At 73.4% G+C, this 19,668-nt stretch carries 16 protein-coding genes; 11 read left to right on the forward strand and 5 right to left on the reverse strand.

The features are described from left to right. Window positions 1-168: 168 nt before the first annotated feature. A complete protein-coding gene (locus ACLQ14_RS08200; protein WP_425811789.1) occupies window positions 169-972 on the forward strand; it encodes a Nif3-like dinuclear metal center hexameric protein in 804 nt (267 codons plus the stop codon). A gap of 40 nt (window positions 973-1,012) precedes the next feature. Continuing rightward, entirely contained in the window at window positions 1,013-2,455 is a 1,443-nt protein-coding gene (locus ACLQ14_RS08205; protein ID WP_425811791.1) for a family 20 glycosylhydrolase, read from the forward strand. 307 nt (window positions 2,456-2,762) lie between these two features. On the opposite strand, the gene ACLQ14_RS08210 is transcribed toward ACLQ14_RS08205, so the two are convergent. Further along, the gene (locus ACLQ14_RS08210) at window positions 2,763-4,622 is read right to left on the reverse strand and encodes a phospholipid carrier-dependent glycosyltransferase (RefSeq protein WP_425811793.1); all 1,860 of its coding nucleotides are present in this window, start codon (window positions 4,620-4,622) and stop codon (window positions 2,763-2,765) included. A gap of 34 nt (window positions 4,623-4,656) precedes the next feature. Here ACLQ14_RS08210 and rsmI point away from each other — a divergent pair, with 34 nt between their 5' ends. Beyond that, window positions 4,657-5,562, forward strand: coding sequence for a 16S rRNA (cytidine(1402)-2'-O)-methyltransferase (gene rsmI / locus ACLQ14_RS08215; protein ID WP_425811795.1), 906 nt, complete (start codon window positions 4,657-4,659; stop codon window positions 5,560-5,562). Between the two features lie 15 nt (window positions 5,563-5,577). Here rsmI and ACLQ14_RS08220 read toward each other — a convergent pair whose 3' ends face one another. Continuing rightward, entirely contained in the window at window positions 5,578-6,162 is a 585-nt protein-coding gene (locus tag ACLQ14_RS08220) for an isochorismatase family protein (protein ID WP_425811797.1), read from the reverse strand. A 71-nt stretch (window positions 6,163-6,233) separates the two neighbouring features. Here ACLQ14_RS08220 and ACLQ14_RS08225 point away from each other — a divergent pair, with 71 nt between their 5' ends. Further along, window positions 6,234-6,617, forward strand: a complete 384-nt coding sequence (locus ACLQ14_RS08225; protein WP_425811799.1) for a MarR family winged helix-turn-helix transcriptional regulator — start codon at window positions 6,234-6,236, stop codon at window positions 6,615-6,617. Window positions 6,618-6,663: 46 nt separating this feature from the next. Next, the gene (locus ACLQ14_RS08230) at window positions 6,664-7,857 is read left to right on the forward strand and encodes an aminotransferase class I/II-fold pyridoxal phosphate-dependent enzyme (RefSeq protein WP_425811801.1); all 1,194 of its coding nucleotides are present in this window, start codon (window positions 6,664-6,666) and stop codon (window positions 7,855-7,857) included. Between the two features lie 94 nt (window positions 7,858-7,951). On the opposite strand, the gene ACLQ14_RS08235 is transcribed toward ACLQ14_RS08230, so the two are convergent. Continuing rightward, complete coding sequence (locus tag ACLQ14_RS08235) at window positions 7,952-8,386, reverse strand: hypothetical protein (protein WP_425811803.1); 435 nt, start codon at window positions 8,384-8,386, stop codon at window positions 7,952-7,954. Between the two features lie 172 nt (window positions 8,387-8,558). Between ACLQ14_RS08235 and ACLQ14_RS08240 the strand changes: the two genes are divergently transcribed. Next, window positions 8,559-9,656 carry an LLM class flavin-dependent oxidoreductase gene (locus tag ACLQ14_RS08240; RefSeq protein ID WP_425811805.1) on the forward strand — a complete coding sequence of 366 codons (1,098 nt, stop codon included), beginning with the start codon at window positions 8,559-8,561 and terminating at the stop codon, window positions 9,654-9,656. Between the two features lie 41 nt (window positions 9,657-9,697). On the opposite strand, the gene ACLQ14_RS08245 is transcribed toward ACLQ14_RS08240, so the two are convergent. Both ACLQ14_RS08245 and ACLQ14_RS08250 read right to left on the reverse strand, forming a co-directional pair. Further along, window positions 9,698-10,579 carry an aldo/keto reductase gene (locus tag ACLQ14_RS08245; protein ID WP_425811807.1) on the reverse strand — a complete coding sequence of 294 codons (882 nt, stop codon included), beginning with the start codon at window positions 10,577-10,579 and terminating at the stop codon, window positions 9,698-9,700. Next, on the reverse strand, window positions 10,576-11,421 hold the full coding sequence (locus ACLQ14_RS08250) for an aldo/keto reductase (protein ID WP_425811809.1): 846 nt from the start codon (window positions 11,419-11,421) through the stop codon (window positions 10,576-10,578). Before ACLQ14_RS08250 ends, ACLQ14_RS08245 begins: the two co-directional genes overlap by 4 nt. A 56-nt stretch (window positions 11,422-11,477) precedes the next feature. Between ACLQ14_RS08250 and ACLQ14_RS08255 the strand changes: the two genes are divergently transcribed. From ACLQ14_RS08255 to ACLQ14_RS08275, 5 genes are all read left to right on the forward strand, one after another. Then, a complete protein-coding gene (locus tag ACLQ14_RS08255; protein WP_425811811.1) occupies window positions 11,478-12,803 on the forward strand; it encodes a PQQ-dependent sugar dehydrogenase in 1,326 nt (441 codons plus the stop codon). A gap of 385 nt (window positions 12,804-13,188) precedes the next feature. Continuing rightward, on the forward strand, window positions 13,189-14,982 hold the full coding sequence (metG, locus tag ACLQ14_RS08260) for a methionine--tRNA ligase (protein ID WP_425811813.1): 1,794 nt from the start codon (window positions 13,189-13,191) through the stop codon (window positions 14,980-14,982). Between the two features lies 1 nt (window position 14,983). Next, window positions 14,984-15,973, forward strand: a complete 990-nt coding sequence (locus tag ACLQ14_RS08265) for a TatD family hydrolase (RefSeq protein WP_425811815.1) — start codon at window positions 14,984-14,986, stop codon at window positions 15,971-15,973. Between the two features lie 148 nt (window positions 15,974-16,121). Then, the gene (locus ACLQ14_RS08270; RefSeq protein ID WP_425811817.1) at window positions 16,122-18,104 is read left to right on the forward strand and encodes a ubiquitin-like domain-containing protein; all 1,983 of its coding nucleotides are present in this window, start codon (window positions 16,122-16,124) and stop codon (window positions 18,102-18,104) included. 349 nt (window positions 18,105-18,453) lie between these two features. Next, window positions 18,454-19,530, forward strand: a complete 1,077-nt coding sequence (locus tag ACLQ14_RS08275; RefSeq protein ID WP_425811819.1) for a G5 domain-containing protein — start codon at window positions 18,454-18,456, stop codon at window positions 19,528-19,530. Window positions 19,531-19,668: the final 138 nt, after the last annotated feature.

The raw sequence follows: 19,668 nt of genomic DNA on the forward strand, positions 1-19,668 counted from the left end.
TCACGTCGGAACCCCTACGGTCCTGTTCCGCCCATCGGCTCTCGACCCCTCCGGTTGTGTTCCGTTACCGGTAAGTGAACCCCTCCCCTTGTGTTCCACCATGACGCTCCTGATCGCGTGATCGGCGCAGAGATCGCCCGGGCGGTGTCACCCTCTAGGGTGGGCGCCATGCTGACCGCCCAGGACGTCGTCGTCCGGATCTTGGAGAACATCGGCGCGGCCCGGCGCCCGGACACGGTCGACGCGCTCCTCGCGGGCGACCCGGACGCCCCGGTCGCGGGTGTGGCGGTGACGATGATGGCGACGTTCGACGTGCTGCGCCGCGCGGTCGCCGAGGGCCTCGACCTCGTGATCACGCACGAGCCGCTCTACTACGACCACCGGAACGACGCCGAGCCCCGGCTCGCGGCGGAGGACGACCCGGTCTACCGGGCCAAGGCGTCGTTCGTCGCCGAGCACGGGCTGCGGGTCTGGCACCTGCACGACGCCTGGCACGACCGCCGGCCCGACGGCGTCGACGAGGGGACGGCCCGGGCGCTCGGCTGGGCGGGGCGCGAGGTCCCCGGCGCAGCGGGCGTGTACGTGGTCGAGCCGACGACGCTGGGGGAGCTCGCCGCGCACGTCGCGTCCGCGCTCGGCGCCCGCGCGCTGCGGTTCGTCGGCGACCCGGGGCTGCCGGTCTCGCGCGCCGGGCTGGACCTCGGCTTCCGCGGCTTCGAGCGCAACCGGCACCTCCTGCAGCGCGCCGACGTGGACGTCGCCGTCATCGGGGAGGGGCACGAGTGGGAGACGGGCGCCTACGCGGCCGACCTCGAGGCCGCGGGGATCCGCAAGGGACTGGTCGTCGTCGGGCACGTGCCCTCCGAGCAGGAGGGCATGGCGGAGGCCGCGCGGTGGCTCGCCGACCTGCTGCCCGAGGTTCCCGTGCGGTTCGTGCCCGCGGCCGACCCGTACCGGACGCTCGGCGCGTGAGAGCATCGGGGCTCCACACCGCCGTGCCGAAAGGATTCGCATGTCCTCGCTCGTCCCGCTGCCCGCGCACGTCCGGACCGCCGACGGGAGCCTGCCGCTCGACGGCCTGAGCGTCGTCGCCGGGCCTTCGGAGGAGGAGCAGCGCCTCGCCGCCGTGGCGCGCCACCTGCTCGGGCTGGGTGCTCCGGCCGGCGACCGACCGGCGCTCGTCCTCGCGCTCGACGACGCCGCCGGGCCGGGGGGCGCCGCGTCGCCCGAGCGGTACTCCCTCGAGGTCTCGGGGGCCGGTGCCGCGCTGACCGCGCCCACCACGGAGGGTCTCTTCCGCGGGATCGCCACCCTTGCCCAGCTGAGCACCGTCGACGGCGAGGGCCGCGCGGTGCTGCCGGCCGTCGTCGTGAAGGACGCACCGCGGTACCCGTGGCGCGGGCTGTCGCTGGACGTGGCGCGGCACTTCTTCGAGCCGGACGTCGTCGAGCGGGTGATCGACGTGATGGCCCGCTACAAGCTGTCCGTCCTGCACCTGCACCTCACCGACGACCAGGGCTGGCGCCTCGAGCTGCCGTCGCGGCGGCTGCTCACGGAGATCTCCGGGAAGGGCGAGATCGGCGACGGCGTCGGCGGTTTCTACACGATGGACGAGTTCCGGAGGCTGCAGGAGTATGCGGCCGCGCGCTACGTGCAGGTCGTGCCGGAGTTCGACATGCCGGGCCACACCAACGCCGCGACGCACGCGTACGGCGAGCTCGTCCCTGGTGGGCAGCCGACCGACCGGTTCGGCGGCGAGGAGGTCGGGTTCAGCAAGCTCTCGTTCGACCTGCCGGAGACCGAGCCGTTCCTGCGCGACGTGTTCGGCGACATCGCCGCGGCGACGCTCGGGGAGTACGTCCACATCGGCGGCGACGAGGTCTTCACGCTTGGCGTGGAGGAGTACAGCCGGTTCGTGCTGCTCGCGCACGACGTCGTCACGGCGGCCGGGAAGAAGGTCGTGGGCTGGCAGGAGATCGCCGAGGTGGAGCTCCCGGCCGATACCGTCGTGCAGTACTGGGAGACGCGCAAGGACACCGCGCCGCTGCGGCGCGCGGTCGCGGGCGGCGCGAAGATCCTCCTGTCCCCGGCGGACCGCGTCTACCTCGACATGAAGTACGACGCCGACGACGCGCGCGGCCAGGACTGGGGCGCGTCCATGCCGCCGATCGAGCTGCGCGACGCGTACGACTGGGAGCCGGACGCGGCGGTCGAGGGGGTCGATCCGGACGCCGTGGTCGGCGTCGAGGCGGCGATCTGGAGCGAGCGGATCCCCGACGAGCACACTCTCTTCATGCGTCTGCTGCCGCGGCTCGCGGCCGTGGCGGAGGTCGCGTGGACGCCCGTCGACGCGCGGTCGTGGGAGGGTTTCGCGGCACGCGTGGCGCGCGAGTCGACCGGGTGGCGCGACCGGGGGCTCACGTTCCACGAGAGCCCGGGCGTCGACTGGGCTTGAGCGTCCCCTGCACCGAGTTGTCAGAACCTGGTGAGGCTCGAGACTCACCAGGTTCTGACAACCCGCGGCTTGTGTGACCTGCGTCGACGCGGGGCGCGGGCGTGCGGACTCGGAATCAGCCGCCACCGAAAGTCGGAATCAGCCGCCATCAAAAGTCGGGATTAGCCGCTCCGGCGCTCCCGCGTGAGCGCCGTCGTCGAGCACGGGATATCCGCCCCGCGACACCGCAGTCCGCGCCCGTCTGCGTCGGCAGACGGGCGCGGACCGCGTGTTCGGCAAAGGGGCCGCGCCGCCGTCGTCATCAGCGTCAGATCCAGCTCGGCAGCCACATGTGAACGTGCCAGAAGCTGTACGGCACCGTCTGCGCCGTCCAGATCGGGTAGAAGAACAGGCTCACCGCGACCACGACGGTCACGAAGATGCTGACCCCGATCACCACCCGGCGTCTGGCGCGTCTCTCGCCCTGGGTCTCCTCGAGCAGCAGGGCGATCACGTAGGCGACGGCCATCATGACCCAGGGCGTGAACACGATCGAGTAGAACGTGAAGATCGTCCGGTGCATGTAGGCGAACCAGGGGAACCACCCGGCGACGACGCCCGCGAGCACCGCGGTCGCGCGCCAGTCGCGCGCGACGAACAGCCACACGAGCGTGACGGCGAGGCACAGCGCGCCCGCCCACCAGAGCACAGGGTTGCCGAGCGAGGTGACGGCCTGCGCGCACGGCGACGACCCGCAGCCCTGCTGCCCGGGCTTGATCGACTCGTAGTAGAAGGACGTCGGGCGCCACTGCAGCATCCAGCCCAGCGGGTTCGCCTGGTAGGGGTGCGGGGTGTCGAGAGTGTTGTGGAAGTGCCACATCTGGACGTGGTACTGCCAGAACGAGCGCAGCGCGGGCGGCAGCCAGGAGACGCCCTCGCCGGGGTTCTCGACGGCCCACTGCCGCATGTACGACATCGGGTTGCGGAACCACCCCCACCACGTCGCCAGGTAGGCGAGCAGCGCCGTCGGGAGCATCACGAGCGCCGCGGGGATCCCGTCGACCAGGATCGCGTCCTCCCACCACCGCTTGATCCCGACGGCGCGCCGCGCCGTCATGTCCCAGCCGACGGTCAGCAGCCCGAAGATCGCGATGAAGTAGATGCCCGACCACTTGGTCCCGCACATCAGGCCCAGGGACACGGCCGCGAGGAACCGGTACCAGCGCCAGCCCAGCCGCGGCCCGTACTTGCCGATCTCGCCGCCCGCCTCGACGATCGCCGCGCACTTGTCCGCCAGCCGCCGCCTCGCCTGCTCCCGGTCGAGGATGAGGAACGCGAACGCGAGCAGTCCCCAGAACATGACGAAGTTGTCGAGCAGCGAGGTGCGCGAGTGGACGATCGCCTCGCCGTCGACGGCCATGAACAGGCCCGCGAGGATGCCGATCAGCGTCGAGCCGAAGAGGCGGCGCGCGACCCGCGCCACGATCCACACGGCGAGGATCCCGATCACCGCCGTGCTGATCCGCCAGGCCCACGGGTTCTCCGCGCCGCCGAACCGCAGGCCGACGGAGATCATCCACTTGCCGAGCGGCGGGTGGACCACGTAGTCGGCCTGGTGCAGGAACGTGTTGACGTCGCCGGACTCGAACGCCGGGTTGGGGTTGTCCGGCCACTTGGCCTCGTAGCCGGCCTTGAGCAGCGAGTACGCGTACTTGACGTAGTAGGTCTCGTCGAAGACGAGCGTCTTCGGGTTGCCCAGGTGGTACAGGCGAAGGACGGCGGCGAGCGCCGTGACGAGCAGCGGGCCGAGCCAGCCCCAGAGGCGGTCGCGCGCCGTCGAGCCGAGGGCCAGGCGGCGCGGCCCGAACAGCTTGAGGAGGTAGCGGTCCCGCGCGCTCGGCTCGGGGGCGCCCGGCTCCGCCAGGTCCGTCGCGGTGCCCGGCCCCGTCGCTGCTCCCGGCTCCGTCGCCGTGTCGAGATCCCGCGTCAGGCCCGACGACGGCGCCTCCGTCGTTCCCGCGTCCTCGCCCGAGGTGCCGGTCGCCCGGGCGCCGGTGATCGGTCCGGAGGCGGGCGCACCCGTCGCTGCCCCGGCGACGTGCCGGCCGTTCGGACTCCCCGCCGGCGGCGCGCCGGACCCCGGCTCGGGCGCGGTGGGCGGCTCGTCGGGGCTGCTCGTGGCGGACACGCCCGTCATGGTACGGCGTGGGACAGTGGGGGCCATGAGCAGCGCCGAGACTCGAGCCGACCGACGCGCCGACCGGGCGGCCGACCATGCGGGCGGCGTCCTCGTCCTCGCCGCGACCCCGATCGGCAACCCCGACGACGCGTCGCCCCGCCTGCGCCGCCTGCTCGTCGAGGCGGACGTCGTGGCCGCCGAGGACACGCGCCGCCTGCACGGGCTCGCCGGCCGGCTGGGGCTGGAGGTCGGCGGACGCGTCGTCAGCTACCACGAGCACAACGAGACCGCCCGCGCCGACGACCTGCTCGACGTCGTCGAGGGCGGCGGGACGGTGCTCGTCGTGACCGACGCCGGCATGCCGTCGGTGTCGGACCCGGGGTACCGGGTCGTGACGCGCGCCGTCGAGCGCGGGCTTTCCGTGACCACCGCCCCCGGTCCCTCGGCGGTCCTCGCGGCGCTCGCGGTGTCGGGCATCGCGACGGACCGGTTCACGTTCGAGGGCTTCCCGCCCCGCAAGCCGGGAGAGCGTCGTCGCGCGTTCGAGGCACTCGCCTCCGAGCGCCGGACCATGGTGTTCTTCGAGGCGCCGCACCGGATCGCGGACACGCTCGACGCGATGGCCGAGGCCTTCGGCGCCGACCGTCCCGCCGCCGTCTGCCGGGAGCTCACCAAGACCTACGAGGAGGTGCTGCGCGGGGGGCTCGGGGAGCTCGCCGCCCGCGCCGTGGCCGAGCCGTTGCGCGGCGAGATCTGCGTCGTCGTCGCGGGGGCGCCGGCCGCGGCCGCGAGCGTCGAGGAGCTCGTCGACGAGGTGCTCGAGCGCGTCGCCGCGGGGGAGCGGCTCAAGGAGGCGGTCGCCGCGGTCGCGGAGGCGTCCGGCGTCGGCGGCGGGGGAGTGAGCAAGCGCGACCTGTACGCCGCGGCGCTCGCGGCCCGCGCGTCCTGACAGCTCGGGAGAACGTCAGGCGGCCGACGACGGCACGAGCTCCACGCCGTCCGCCGCCAGCTCCTCGCGCGCCTCGGCGCCGAGCTGGGGCGAGACGGGCACGGTGAGGTCGGTCAGCACGCGCGTCGGGAGGCCGAGGGCGTGCGCGTCGAGCGCGGTCGCCTTGACGCAGTGCGACTCCGCGATCCCGACGACGTCGACCGCGTCCACGCCGGCGTCGCGCAGCGCCTCCGCGAGCGGGCGACCGGAGGGGTCGGTGCCCTCGAAGCCCGAGTACGCGGCCGCGTGCTGGCCCTTCTTGACGCTGACGTCGGGCGCGAGGCCGACGAGCGCCGGGTGGAGCGCCGCGTTGGGGGAGCCGGCGAGGCCGTGGGGCGGCCAGGTGTCGACGAAGTCGGGGTGGTCGGAGAAGTGGTCGCCGGGGTCGATGTGCCAGTCCTGCGTCGTGGCCACGAACGCGTACCGGTCGCGGTGCGTCGCCACGTAGTCGGCGATCCGCTGCGCGACCGCGTTCCCGCCGTCGACGCCGAGCTCGCCGCCCTCGCAGAACGTCGGCTGCACGTCCACCACGACCAGCGCCCGGCGGTTCTCCTTGGTCATGACGTCCACTCTGCCACCCGCCCTGCCGCGCCGGGAGGACCGTCCTACCGTGGACCCGAGGAGGTGGGTCGATGGAGACGGTCGGCTACTGGGTGAGCGTGGTCGCGCGCCTCCTCGACGAGCGGTTCGACGACGCCCTGCCGCACGCGGGCCTCGGCCGGCGGCACTGGCACGTCCTCACGCTGCTCGCGGGCGGCGCGGCCCAGTCGGAGGCCGCGGACGGCGTCCTGCACGGCTTCGAGACGGAGGTCCAGGACCTCGCGGCGCGGGGCTGGGTGCAGCGCGCGCCGGAGGGCTGGGCGATCACCGCGGAGGGCCAGACGGCGTACCACCGCCTGCTCGACGACGTCACCGCGGCGCGCGAGCGGGTCACCGAGGGCATCGACCCGGCGGACGTGGCGACCGCCGTCGACGTGCTGCGACGCGTGGCGCAGAACCTGCGGCCCGACGCCTGACGGGATCGTCCGGCCCGGCGCGGACCGCGCGGGTACCCTGCGGAGCATGCCTCGCGAGATGGAGTTCCGTCGCATCCCCGGCCTGCCGCCGTACGTCTTCACGATCATCGACGCGCTCAAGGTCGAGGCGCGCCGGGCAGGTCGGGACGTCGTCGACCTGGGCTTCGGCAACCCCGACCTGCCGAGCCCTGAGATCGCCGTCGAGAAGCTCGCGGAGGCCGCGCACAACACGCGCAACCACCGGTACTCCGCGTCGCGCGGCATCCCGAAGCTGCGTGAGGCCGTGGCCGGCCTGTATCAGCGGCGGTTCGGCGTCACGCTCGACCCGGACACCGAGATCATCTCGACGATCGGCGCCAAGGAGGGCTTCAGCCACCTCATGTGGGTGCTGCTGCAGCCGGGCGACGCCGCGATCGTCCCGACGCCGAGCTACCCGATCCACATCTGGGGCCCCTACTTCGCGGGCGCCGACGCGCGGCAGGTCGACATCGGCGACGGCACCGACGCGGCCGGCTACATCGACCGCGTGATGGAGGCGTGGGAGTACGGGTGGCCCAAGCCGCGCGTCGTCGTCCTGAGCTTCCCGCACAACCCCACGACGACGGTCGCCACCAAGGAGGACCTGCAGCGGCTCGTCGACTGGGCGCGCGAGCGCGACGTGGTGCTCGTGCACGACCTCGCGTACGCGGACATGACGTTCGACGGCTTCAAGCCGCCGTCGATCATGGAGTGCGAGGGCGCCAAGGAGGTCGCCGTCGAGCTCTACTCCATGACGAAGTCGTACTCGATGGCCGGCTGGCGGGTCGCGTTCCTCGTGGGCCGCAAGGACGTCGTGGGGGCGCTCGCGAAGCTCAAGAGCTACCTCGACTACGGGACCTTCCAGCCCATCCAGATCGCCGCGACCGTCACGCTCAACGAGGCGACCGACTACCCGGCCGAGGCGTCGGCCGTGTACGAGGCGCGGCGCGACGCCCTCTACGACGGCCTGCAGCGCATCGGCTGGGACATCCACAAGCCCGGCGGCACGATGTTCGCGTGGGCGCGGATCCCCGAGCCGTACCGCGACATGGACTCGATCGAGTTCGCGACGCACGTGATCGAGCGGTGCGACGTCGCCGTCTCCCCGGGCGTCGGGTTCGGGCCCGGGGGCGACGGGTTCGTGCGGTTCGCGCTCATCGAGAACGAGCAGCGGATCGGCCAGGCCGTGCGCGGGCTCAAGCGGGGCCTCGAGCGGCTCTGACCAGCGTCGGCTCTGAGGGGCGGCCGGCTCACCGAGCCGACGCGGATCGTCGTCCTGAGCCGCTCCGAGCGACGATCTGCGTCAGTTCGATGCGTCAGGCCGGCGCGGCACCCGACGTCGTGCCCGACCCCTTCGCCTTGCGCGCGTCGACCTGCTTCTGGGCCACGGCGACGAGGCGGTCGTCGACGAGGTCGTAGACCAGGGTGCCTACCCACACGATGAGCGTGGCCCACACCCACGTCCAGAACCCGTGGATCGAGAACCCGGACTCCGGGGACAGGATCACGGTCAGGATCAGCGAGACCAGCACGGTCGCGAGGCCGATCACCCACGTGTACTCGTGGACGTGCTTCGTGAGGAACTTGGTGAGCAGCGGCCGGACGATCGCGATCAGGACCGTGAAGAGGGCGACCGCGACGATGCCCCACAGCCAGCCGATCTTCATCCCTGACAGCACGATGTTGGCGACGATGAGCAGGACGCCGTAGGCGACCGCTGCGACGACGAAGCTGACGATCCTCGGGCTCATGGCGATGCCTCCCTCTCGGTGAGGTCCCTCGTCGGGACTCCCAGGTCATCTTCAGGATGCGTCCGGTGCGCCGGCGCCGCGCGACGGCGCGCCGGACGGCACGCGGCGAAACGTCGGCCCGCACGGTGGACCGCCCGGTGCGTGGCGGCGCGCGTCGCGCCTACGGTGCGGCATGGTCACCGCAGCGGGAGGCCGCGACGCCGGCCCCGAGCTTCTCTGGTACGTGCCCAACGAGGTCGAGCCGGGCCACCGCGGCGACCTCGGCGCCGACGGGACGCTCGACGGCACCGTCGACCTGGCTCGGACCGCGGAGGCGCACGGCTGGTCGGGCGCGCTGCTCGGGACGGGCTGGGGCCGGCCGGACACGTTCACGGTCGCGACGGCGGTCGCGGCGCTGACGACGACGTTCCGCCCGCTCGTCGCGATCCGGCCGGGCTACTGGCAGCCGGCCCACTTCGCGAGCGCGGCCGCGACGTTGCAGCACCTGAGCCACGGCCGCCTGCTCGTCAACGTCGTCAGCGGGCAGGACGACCTCGCCGCGTACGGCGACGTGGAGGGCGACCAGGCGCAGCGCTACGCGCGGACCCAGGAGTTCATGCGGCTCGTCCGACGCCTGTGGACCGAGGAGCGCGTGACGTTCGCCGGCGACCACTTCCGCGTCGCGGACTCGACCGTCGTGCCCCGGCTCCCGGGTGGAGCGCCGCGCCTCTACTTCGGGGGCGCCTCGCCGGCCGCGGAGCGGGTTGCCGCCACCGAGGCGGACGTCCAGCTGTTCTGGGGCGAGCCGCTCGACGGCATCGAGGCCCGGATCTCGCGCCTGCGCGGGCTGTCGGGGACGCTCGACCGCGACCTCCCGCCGCTCGAGTTCGGGCTGCGCGTGACGACGCTCGTGCGCGACACCGCCGAGGAGGCGTGGCGCGACGCCGAGGCCAAGGTCGCCGCCCTCGCGGAGCGTGCGGGGGAGGCGACGACCCCCGCGTTCCGACGGGAGACCGCCGTCGGGCAGCGGCGGCTGCTCGACCTCGCCGCACGCGGTGACGTCCTCGACGACTGCCTCTACACCGCGCCCGGCCGGTACGGGGGCGCCGGCGCGGGGAGCACGTGGCTCGTCGGGTCCGCCGACGACGTCGCGGCCGCCCTGCGCCGCTACGCCGCCCTGGGCGTCACGCACTTCGTGCTGTCGGACACCCCGTACCGGCAGGAGGCGGCGCGGGTCGGCGACGCGCTGGTCCCGCGGCTGCGGGAGGCGGTCACCACGCCGATCGTCTGACGCTTCGACCGCGCGAGCCGCGCCGGCCCGGGATCGCGCCCTCAGCCCCGGACGCCGTCGAACGTGTCCGGGTCGGCGCTGCCGGTGCGCTCGCCGCGGTCGAGGCCGTCGATCGCGGCCATGTCGTCGTCGGACAGGACGAAGCCGAAGAGGTTCCCGTTCTCGGCGATCCGGGCGCGGCTCGACGCCTTGGGGATCACGACGTCGCCGCGCTGCAGGTGCCACCGCAGCACGACCTGGGCGGGCGTGCGCGCCTGCCGGGCGGCGACGCGTCCGACGACGGGGTCGTCGAGGACCTTGCCGCGCGCGAGCGGGGACCAGGCCTCCGTGACGATGCCGTGCTCGGCGTGGAACGCGCGGAGCTCGTGCTGCGCGAGGTACGGCTGGACCTCGACCTGGTTGACCGCCGGGACCACGTCGGCCTCGTCGAGCAGGCGCTGCAGGTGCGCGACCTGGAAGTTCGACACCCCGATCGCCCGGGCCCGCCCGTCGGCGTACGCCTCCTCGAGGACCCGCCACCGGGCGACGTAGTCGGTCACGGTCGGCAGCGGCCAGTGGATGAGGAACAGGTCGACGTGGTCGAGCCCGAGGTCGTCGAGGGAGCGGTCGAACGCCGCGCGGGCCTGGTCGGGCGTGTGGTGGGGGTTGTCGAGCTTGCTCGTCACGAACACGTCGTCCCGGGCGAGCCCCGACGCGCGGACCGCCTCGCCGACCTCCCTCTCGTTGCCGTACATCTCGGCCGTGTCCACGTGGCGGTAGCCGAGCTCGAGGGCCGTGAGCACGAGGCGCGCCGTGTCCGCGGGCGGCATCTTGTACGTGCCGAAGCCGAGCTGCGGGACGCTCGTCCCGCTGTTCAGCGGGACGAGCGGCGCGGAGAGCGCCGGCAGCGAGCCGGCGCGTGCGTCGTCGGACGGAGGGGTCACGACTTCGGGACGTAGTCGAACGTGTCGGGATCGGCGCCCGTGCGCTCGCCCCGGTCGAGCGCGGAGATGGACGCCATGTCCTCGCCCGACAGCTCGAAGTCGAACAGCGCGAAGTTCTCCTCGACCCGCGCCCGGGTCACGGACTTCGGGAACACGATGTCGCCGCGCTGCAGGTGCCAGCGGAGCACCACCTGTGCGGGGGTACGGCCGTTGTCCTTGGCGATCTGCACGATCACCGGGTCGCCGAGCACCTTGCCCTGGGCGATGGGCGACCACGCCTCGGTCGCGATGTCGTGCTCGGCGTCGAACGCGCGGACCTCGTCCTGGGTGAGGTACGGGTGGACCTCGATCTGGTTGACCGCGGGCACCACCGTCGCCTCCGTGTGGATCCGGCGCAGGTGGTGCGGCTGGAAGTTCGAGACCCCGATCGCACGCGCCCGGCCAGACCGGTAGACCTCCTCGAGCGCCTTCCACGTCTCGACGTAGTCGCTCAGCATCGCGAGGGGCCAGTGGATGAGGAACAGGTCGACGCGGTCGAGACCGAGGGCCTCGAGGGTGCCGTCGAACGCCGTGAGCGCCGCGTCGTGCGCGTGGAAGCCGTTGTTGAGCTTGCTGGTGACGAAGACGTCGTCGCGGTCGATCCCGAACTCGCGGATCGCCTCGCCGACCTCTCGCTCGTTGCCGTACATCTCGGCCGTGTCGATATGGCGGTAGCCGACCTCCAGCGCGCTCAGCACCGCGGCCTTGGTGTCGGCGGGCGGGATCTGGAACACGCCGAACCCGAGCTGCGGGATCTCGACGCCGTTGTTGAGCCTGATCTGGGGTACGGGGGAGTCGGACATGCCTTCACCGTGTCACGGGCGGTCGCGCTGTGCTACCCCGCGTCGGACGATGAGGTATGACTCACGCCGCGTCCCCGCGCGCGCTGCGGCTCGCCGTCGCCGGCGCCGCGGCGGCACTCGCGCTCGCAGCCTGCACGGGCTCGTCGCCCGCGCCGTCGCCGTCCTCGGTGTCGCCGCCGACGACGCCCGCCACCACCGCCGGCTCGCCCACCTCCCCGGCGACGTCGTCGGGGACGGGAGGGACGTCGTCGTCGGGGAACCCCACGCTGCCGCCAGAAGCCGGGAACCCGAAGGTGACCGTGCTCGCGACGCATCTGGACACGCCGTGGGGGCTCGCGGCGCTGCCCGGCGGGAAGGTGCTGGTCACCGAGCGGGACGCCGCGCACGTCGTCGTGGTGGACCTGGCCTCGGGTGGGCAGACCGAGGTCGGGGGCGCAGGGTCCGAGGAGCTGCGCTCGACCACCGTGCACCGCCAGGAGAGCGGGCTGCTGGGCGTCGCGGTGTCGCCGTCGTTCGCGTCGGACGGCCGCGTGTTCCTCTACCGCACGACGGCGCAGGGCAACGAGGTGGTGCGGGCGAAGCTCACGCTCGGGTCGTCGCCCAGCCTGGCGGAGCTCACGCCGATCGTGACGGGCATCCCATCCGCACAGTTTCACAACGGAGGGCGGCTCGCGTTCGGGCCCGACGGGGACCTGTACGTGACGACGGGCGACGCGACGGACGGGCAGAACGCCCAGAACCCCGACTCCCTCGGCGGGAAGATCCTGCGCGTCACGCAGGACGGCAAGGCCGCGCCCGACAACCCCTCCGGCACCCGCGTGTGGACGCTCGGGCACCGTAACGTGCAGGGCCTCGGCTGGGACGCGACCAGGCGGATGTTCGCGAGCGAGTTCGGCCAGGACACCTGGGACGAGCTCAACCAGATCGTCCCCGGCAAGAACTACGGGTGGCCGAACATCGAGGGCAAGCAGTCCGCGGGCGCCGGCTCCGACCCGTCGAACCCGCCCGCCGACTACATGGACCCGCTCGTGACGTGGCGGACCGACGAGGCGAGCCCGTCGGGCCTCGCCGTGTCGGACGCGGCGATCTACGTCGCGGCCCTCGGTGGGCTCGGCGGCTCGCCCGGCGCGGCGCTGTGGCGCGTCCCGCTCGAGCCCGCGGCGAAGGGCTCGCCGACGTCGGCGCGCGCGACCGTCGCCACGCCGCAGCGACTCCTCCACGGCACCTACGGCCGCCTGCGCACGGTGATGCTCGACCCCACCGTCAAGGACACGGCCTCGACCGACACCCTGCTCGTCCTCACGAGCAACACGGACGGGCGGGGCACGCCGTCGTCCGACGACGACCGCCTCCTCCGCGTGGTGGTCCCGAACGCCGGTTGACGGTCACCTCGGGCGCTTGTGTGGGGTTCACGGGTGGGTTCGGGCAGGTGGTTCGGACTGCGTCGCCTCCAGGCCCTGGGGGCCTTCCGGCTCCTTGACGTCCTTCACCACCTGCCCGAACTCACCCGCTCCGCCCGCAACCTCACCCGTCCGACCTGGCCACGCGCCGTCGTCGGCGAACAGGGCCGCGGGGACGCGACCGGCTGTGGAGGTGAGACGAACGCGCGGGTGGGTCGGGGGTGTGGCGCGCGGTCGTGGTGGGACTGGCGGGAGGCCACGAGGGACGAGCGGCCGGATGGAAGACCGCGCGCCACACCCCCGAACCGCGCGCCCGAGTCATGGGACGCTGCGGTGCCGCTGACGATGCCCCACCTAGGATGTGCCCATGACCCACATCCTCTCGGCCGTGGCGTGGCCGTACGCGAACGGCCCGCGCCACATCGGTCACGTCGCCGGCTTCGGTGTCCCGTCGGACGTCTACTCCCGGCACATGCGGATGGCGGGTCACGACGTGCTCATGGTGTCGGGCACGGACGAGCACGGGACGCCGATCCTGGTGCAGGCGGAGCAGGAGGGCGTGACGCCGCAGCAGCTGGCGGACCGCTACAACCGGGTCATCGTCGAGGACCTCGCGCAGCTGGGCCTGTCGTACGACCTCTTCACGCGCACGACGACGCGCAACCACTACGCGGTCGTGCAGGAGATGTTCCGCACGGTCCACAAGAACGGCTACATGGTCGAGCAGACGTCGATGGGCGCGATCTCGCCGTCGACGGGCCGCACGCTCCCGGACCGCTTCATCGAGGGCACCTGCCCGATCTGCGGGTACGACGGCGCGCGCGGGGACCAGTGCGACAACTGCGGCAACCAGCTCGACCCGATCGACCTGATCAACCCGGTGAGCCGGATCAACGGCGAGACTCCGAAGTTCGTGGAGTCGAACCACTTCTTCCTGGACCTCCCGGCGCTGGTGGACGCGCTGGACGCGTGGCTGCGCACCCGCACCGCCTGGCGCCCGAACGTCCTGAAGTTCTCCCTGAACCTGCTCGACGACGTCCGTCCGCGGGCGATGACGCGCGACATCGACTGGGGCATCCCGGTGCCGCTGGAGGGCTGGGAGGACAACCCGGCCAAGCGCCTGTACGTGTGGTTCGACGCGGTGATCGGCTACCTGTCGGCGTCGATCGAGTGGGCGCGCCGCTCCGGCGACCCCGAGGCGTGGCGGGCCTGGTGGAACGACCCGGCGACGGTGTCGAACTACTTCATGGGCAAGGACAACATCACGTTCCACTCGCAGATCTGGCCGGCGGAGCTGCTGGCCTACGCGGGCAAGGGCGCGAAGGGCGGCGAGCCCGGTCCGTACGGGGCGCTGAACCTGCCGACGGAGGTCGTGTCGAGCGAGTTCCTCAACGTGGAGGGCCAGAAGTTCTCCTCGTCGCGCGGTGTCGTGATCTACGTGCGCGACATGCTGGCGCGCTACCAGACGGACGCGTTCCGGTACTACGTGGCGGCGGCCGGGCCGGAGAGCCAGGACGTCGACTTCACGTGGGCGGACTTCCAGCGCCGCACCAACGACGAGCTCGTCGCGGGCTGGGGCAACCTCGTGAACCGCACGGCGAACCTGGTGCACAAGAACTTCGGGGCGATCCCGACGCCGGGACAGCGTCAGCCGGTCGACGAGGCGCTGCTGGCGACCACGACGTCGGCGTTCGGGACGGTCGGCAACCTGCTCGAGACGCACCGCCAGCGTGCGGCGATCGGCGAGGCGATGCGCGTCGTCGGCGACGTCAACAAGTACGTGTCGGACACGGAGCCGTGGAAGCTGAAGTCCGACCCGGACCGGCTGGCGACGGTGCTGCACACGGTCACGCAGGCGGTGAGCGACTGCAACACGCTGCTGGCGCCGTTCCTGCCGCACTCGGCGCAGCAGGTCCACGAGACGTTCGGCGGGTCGGGCTCGGTGACGCCGCTGCCGCGGATCGACGAGGTCACGGACCTCGACGACGACTCGCGCCACTACCCGGTCATCACGGGCGACTACACGGGCGGGGACCTGCTCACGTGGGAGCCGCGCGCCGTCGTGCCGGGGACGCCGGTCGCGAAGCCGACGCCGATCTTCACGAAGCTCGACGACTCGATCGTCGACGAGGAGCTCGAGCGGCTGCGCGAAAAGGCCTGAGGTGACGCCGTCGAGCGAGCAGCGGCAGCGTCGTCGCCGGGAGCGCCACGCCTGGCCGCCCGACCCGGAGCCGCTGCCGGTGCCGGTGGTGGACAACCACACGCACCTGGACTCGATCCACCACGTGCTGGGCGGGGTCGTGCCGGGCGGCACCTGGTACCCCGAGGGGCCCGACGGCGGTGCTGACCCCGTGCACGTCCCGACGGTCGCCGAGCACCTCGCCCGGGCTGCGGCGGCGGGCGTGCCGCGGATGGTGACGGTCGGCTGCGACCTCGACGCCGTGGCGTGGACGGACGCCCTGGTGCGCGAGCACGACGCGCTCGTCGGCGCGGTGGCGATCCACCCGAACGAGGCGGTCCTGCACGCGGGCGTCCGCGAGGTCGGCCCGGACGGGCTCGAGCCGGACCCCCAGCCGCGGCACGCCGTCGGGCTCGACGACGCGGTCGCGCGCGTCGCGGAGGTCGCGCGGGCCAACCCGCGCATCCGGGCGATCGGTGAGACGGGCATGGACCTGTTCCGGACCGGCCCCGCGGGGGCGCTCGCCCAGCGGGAGTCGTTCCGGGCGCACCTCGCGCTCGCCAAGGAGCTCGACCTGCCGGTGCAGATCCACGACCGGGACGCGCACGCGGAGGTCGTCGAGGTGCTGCTGGCGGACGGCGCGCCGGACCGCACGGTCTTCCACTGCTTCTCGGGCGACGCCGGGCTGGCCCGGCTCGCGGCCCGGCACGGCTGGTACCTGTCGTTCGCGGGCCCGCTGACGTTCGGTGCGAACGACGCGCTGCGCGCGGCGCTCGCGGTGACGCCGCTCGACCGCGTCCTGGTCGAGACGGACGCCCCGTACCTCACGCCGCACCCGTTCCGCGGGCGCCCGAACGCGCCCTACCTGCTCCCGCACACCGTCCGCCGCGCGGCCGAGGTGCAGGGCGTGGGGCTCGCGGACTTCTGCGCCGCCGTCGGGCGGAACACCGCCGCGGTGTACGGCACGTGGTGACGCCGTGGGCGGGTCGCGGAGGCCGGAGGATTGACGCATACCGTGACCCGTCCGTTATCTTCGTCTCCAACGACCGGCGCCGACCGTTGCCGGTGGCTGTGCCCGTGTTGCCTCTGATGCCCCTGTCCCGCCGACGATCGGATCACGCGTGATCGACGAGATGCCCGCCGCCCGGGTCTATCCGACGCGCCGCGAGCTGCGTGAGGCGCGGGAGCGCGAGGAGCGGGCACGGGCGCTGAGCCGCGAGCAGGCCGCGAACCACCCCGCCCCGGAGGCGGTCTTGCGGCGCGAGCTCAACTTCGCCCCGGTCGGCGGCGGCGAGGGCGGACGGACGGCCGCGTCCTTCCATGCCGGGCCGCCGACCCGCGCCCGCGACGTCGCGACCAGCCGCAGCGCGGCCACGCGCGCCGGCACGACCCGCCCGGCCCCGTCGCCGCTCCCCAGCCCGGCGTGGACGCACCCGTCCCGGTCGCACCGCGCCGACGGTCCCGCGCGTCGCGGCGGCCGCGACGTCGACGTCCCCCGGCTCGCGAGCGCGTGGACGCGCCGGGCCTTCCCGACGCCGGCCACCCCCGAGCGGGACGGGCTGCCGGGCGGGCTCACGCCGCCGGTGCCGCCGCCGCCCGGCATGGTGCAGACGCCGTCCGGCCCCGTGCCGATCGTGGCGCCTTCGAGCCTGGCGGGCCCCGTGCCGCCCGTGCCGACGCCCTCGGGGCCCGTGCCGTCGGTGCCCGGCGCCTCGACGGCTGCTGCCGCGCTCCGCGCGTGGGCGCCGGTCGTCGAGTCGACCGTCGCCACCCGGGTCGCGCTCCCGGCCGAGGTCGCGGCCGGCACGCCGCCCCCTCCGCCGGTGCGCGAGGCGGGGCCCGCCGAGGACGGTCCTGCCGACGTCGAGACCCACCTGACCGTGACGCACCCCGCGCTCTTCCGCGCCGACACGCAGGCGCAGCGCACGAAGACCCGCGAGCGGACGCACCTCACGAGCCGGCCCATGCGCTGGGGCGCCCAGGCGGCGGTCCTGGCGGCCGTCGTCGGGACCACGGGCGCGTTCACCGTCTACCACCGGCACCTCGACCTCGACGTCGACGGCAGCACCCGCAGCGTCGACGCGTACGGCTGGACCGTGGGGGACGTGCTCAAGCAGCAGCACGTCCCGGTCAAGGCGGGGGACGTCGTCGAGCCGGCGCTCTCGGCGCCCGCGCGGGGCGTGGACCAGATCGTCGTGCGGACGAGCCGCCAGGTCGAGCTCGAGCTCAACGGCGAGACCAAGACGGTCACCACGACGGCGTCGACCGTCGGGGAGCTGCTCGACGCGCTGGGGGAGCGCAGCGACGGCGCGGTGTCCGCGGCGTCCCGGGCGCAGCCGCTGGGCCGCGACCCGCTCCGCCTGTCCACCACCAAGTCGGTGCACGTGCTCGTCGACGGGCAGGACGTCCCGGTGACGACGGCGGCGGCGACCGTCGGGGAGGTGCTCTCCGCCGCGGGCGTGGACCTGGGGTCCAGGGACACGACGTCGGCGCCCGCGGGCGCGGCGGCCGTGGACGGCATGGTCGTCGTCGTGAACCGCGGGAAGTCGTCGACGTCGCACGTCACGCAGGTCGTCGCGTTCGACTCGAAGGAGATCAAGGACGGCTCCCTCCCCAAGGGCCAGAAGGTCGTCAAGACCACGGGCCGGGTCGGCCAGATCGAGCGCACCTACAAGGTGGCGACGAAGGGCGGCGTCGAGGTCTCGCGGACGCTCGTGAGCGAGAACGTCACCGCCGAGCCGGTCGACGAGGTGGTCCTCGTCGGGACGATGGACGTGCCGGACCCGGCGACCGTCGTGGTCTCGCCCGGGTCGGCCCAGGCGATCGCCAAGGCGATGGTCGCGGACCGCGGCTGGGACTCGTCCCAGTTCTCCTGCCTCGTCTCGCTGTGGAACCGGGAGTCCGGCTGGCGCGTGAACGCCGCGAACCCGAGCGGCGCGTACGGCATCCCGCAGGCGCTGCCGGGCTCCAAGATGGCGAGCGCCGGGTCGGACTGGCGGACCAACGCCAAGACCCAGATCGCGTGGGGCCTGAGCTACATCGCGGGCCGCTACGGCACGCCGTGCGGTGCGTGGGGGCACTCGCAGTCGACCGGCTGGTACTGACGGACCGGGACCCACGCCGATGTGGGTCACCCGTCCAGGTCGATCGTCCAGTTGGACGGGCGTCCCAGTTGGGACCGACCCCGGGACGGCGTGTGCTCGGGCAGTGAAGATCTGCTCGATCGATCCGGGTGATTCGGACAGAGGCCTGCAGACCTCGCAGCCGCCGTTTGGAGCCTCCTCGCGCGCGGCCTAGCGTCATGCACTCGAACCGCCGGATCGGCGGACGGAGCCAGCGGGCGACGCTCAGAGCGTCGCCCGATCCGTGCCCGGGCGCGCCGCCGGGGTACGTGGCTGGGAGCGCTTGCACGCCCACCGCCCGTCGTGCCCGGATGGCACCAGCAAGGACCTCATGACTTCTCCTCGCCCGCACTCCGAGCCCACCAGCCCCCTCGACACCCGCACCGAGCGTCACCACGCCGAGCGGAAGAACCGCCTCCGTCGCCGCCTCGTCGTCGCCGGAGCCACGATCGGCGGCCTCGCCGTCGTCGGCGGCATCGCGGTCGCCCAGGCCTCCAGCCTCGGCGGGACCCCCGCCGACGCCGCCGCCGCGTCGCCCAGCTCGTCCTCCACGGCCACGCTCGACCGCGGCACCCACGCCGCGACCCGTGACCTCACGAACGGCCGCACCCCGCTGACCGGGACGCCGATCGCCAAGACCAAGAACGCCACGACCTCGACCGCGCTGCCCGCCGGTGCGGTGCACGTCGTCGCACCGTCGTGGAAGGTGCGGACCACCGCGACCTCCGCCGCCACGGTCGGCAAGGTCCTGGCCGCGCAGCACGTCGCGGCCGACAAGGACGACAAGATCGTCCTCACGCCGCCGACGAAGGCCCAGAAGAAGTACGGCTTCGTCGCGACGGTCACCGTGCGCAAGGTCGCCGTCACCACGAAGACCAGCAAGAAGGCCTCCGCGGCCCACACGATCGTCAAGAAGGACTCGAGCCGCCTCGCGTCGTCGGGCACCAAGGTCCAGCGCGCCGGCAAGAACGGCGTCAGGACCACGGTCCAGCGCGTCACGACGATCGACGGCAAGGTCGTGAAGCGGGCCACGGTCAAGACCACCGACTCGGCGGTCGACCGCATCCTCGTCAAGGGCACCAAGGCCGACCCGAAGCCCGCCGGGCCCTCGGGCGCCAAGGCGATCGCCGCCTCGATGGTCGCAGCCCGCGGCTGGGGCAGCGACCAGTACCAGTGCCTCGTGAACCTCTGGAACCGCGAGTCGGGCTGGAGCGTCACGGCGACCAACGCGTCGAGCGGCGCCTACGGCATCCCGCAGTCGCTCCCGGCCTCGAAGCTTGCCTCCGCGGGCTCGGACTGGCGCACCAGCGCGAGGACCCAGATCGCGTGGGGCCTGAACTACATCGCCGGCTCCTACGGCACCCCGTGCGGGGCCTGGGGCCACTCGCAGGCGACCGGCTGGTACTGACCGGCCTCCCCACGTGCGGGGCGCCACCGCCGCCGCCCCGCACGTGAACCCGTCGTGGGCCGCCCCCGTTCCAAAGCGGGGGCCCCGCCGGGCCAGCCCCCGGGCCCGACCCGGCCCCGCAACCGCCCCCCGCCCCCA

The sequence above is a fragment of the Luteimicrobium sp. DT211 genome (genome assembly GCF_049844995.1).
GTDB lineage: Bacteria > Actinomycetota > Actinomycetes > Actinomycetales > Cellulomonadaceae > Luteimicrobium.

What these genes read in the sequence shown, in the direction of transcription:
- ACLQ14_RS08200 (WP_425811789.1), top strand. Translation starts at nt 169, where the DNA reads ATGCTGACCGCCCAGGACGTCGTCGTCCGGATCTTGGAGAACATCGGC.
- ACLQ14_RS08205 (WP_425811791.1), top strand. Translation starts at nt 1,013, where the DNA reads ATGTCCTCGCTCGTCCCGCTGCCCGCGCACGTCCGGACCGCCGACGGG.
- rsmI (WP_425811795.1), top strand. Translation starts at nt 4,657, where the DNA reads ATGAGCAGCGCCGAGACTCGAGCCGACCGACGCGCCGACCGGGCGGCC.
- ACLQ14_RS08220 (WP_425811797.1), bottom strand. Translation starts at nt 6,162, where the DNA reads ATGACCAAGGAGAACCGCCGGGCGCTGGTCGTGGTGGACGTGCAGCCG.
- ACLQ14_RS08225 (WP_425811799.1), top strand. Translation starts at nt 6,234, where the DNA reads ATGGAGACGGTCGGCTACTGGGTGAGCGTGGTCGCGCGCCTCCTCGAC.
- ACLQ14_RS08230 (WP_425811801.1), top strand. Translation starts at nt 6,664, where the DNA reads ATGCCTCGCGAGATGGAGTTCCGTCGCATCCCCGGCCTGCCGCCGTAC.
- ACLQ14_RS08235 (WP_425811803.1), bottom strand. Translation starts at nt 8,386, where the DNA reads ATGAGCCCGAGGATCGTCAGCTTCGTCGTCGCAGCGGTCGCCTACGGC.
- ACLQ14_RS08240 (WP_425811805.1), top strand. Translation starts at nt 8,559, where the DNA reads ATGGTCACCGCAGCGGGAGGCCGCGACGCCGGCCCCGAGCTTCTCTGG.
- ACLQ14_RS08250 (WP_425811809.1), bottom strand. Translation starts at nt 11,421, where the DNA reads ATGTCCGACTCCCCCGTACCCCAGATCAGGCTCAACAACGGCGTCGAG.
- ACLQ14_RS08255 (WP_425811811.1), top strand. Translation starts at nt 11,478, where the DNA reads ATGACTCACGCCGCGTCCCCGCGCGCGCTGCGGCTCGCCGTCGCCGGC.
- metG (WP_425811813.1), top strand. Translation starts at nt 13,189, where the DNA reads ATGACCCACATCCTCTCGGCCGTGGCGTGGCCGTACGCGAACGGCCCG.
- ACLQ14_RS08275 (WP_425811819.1), top strand. Translation starts at nt 18,454, where the DNA reads ATGACTTCTCCTCGCCCGCACTCCGAGCCCACCAGCCCCCTCGACACC.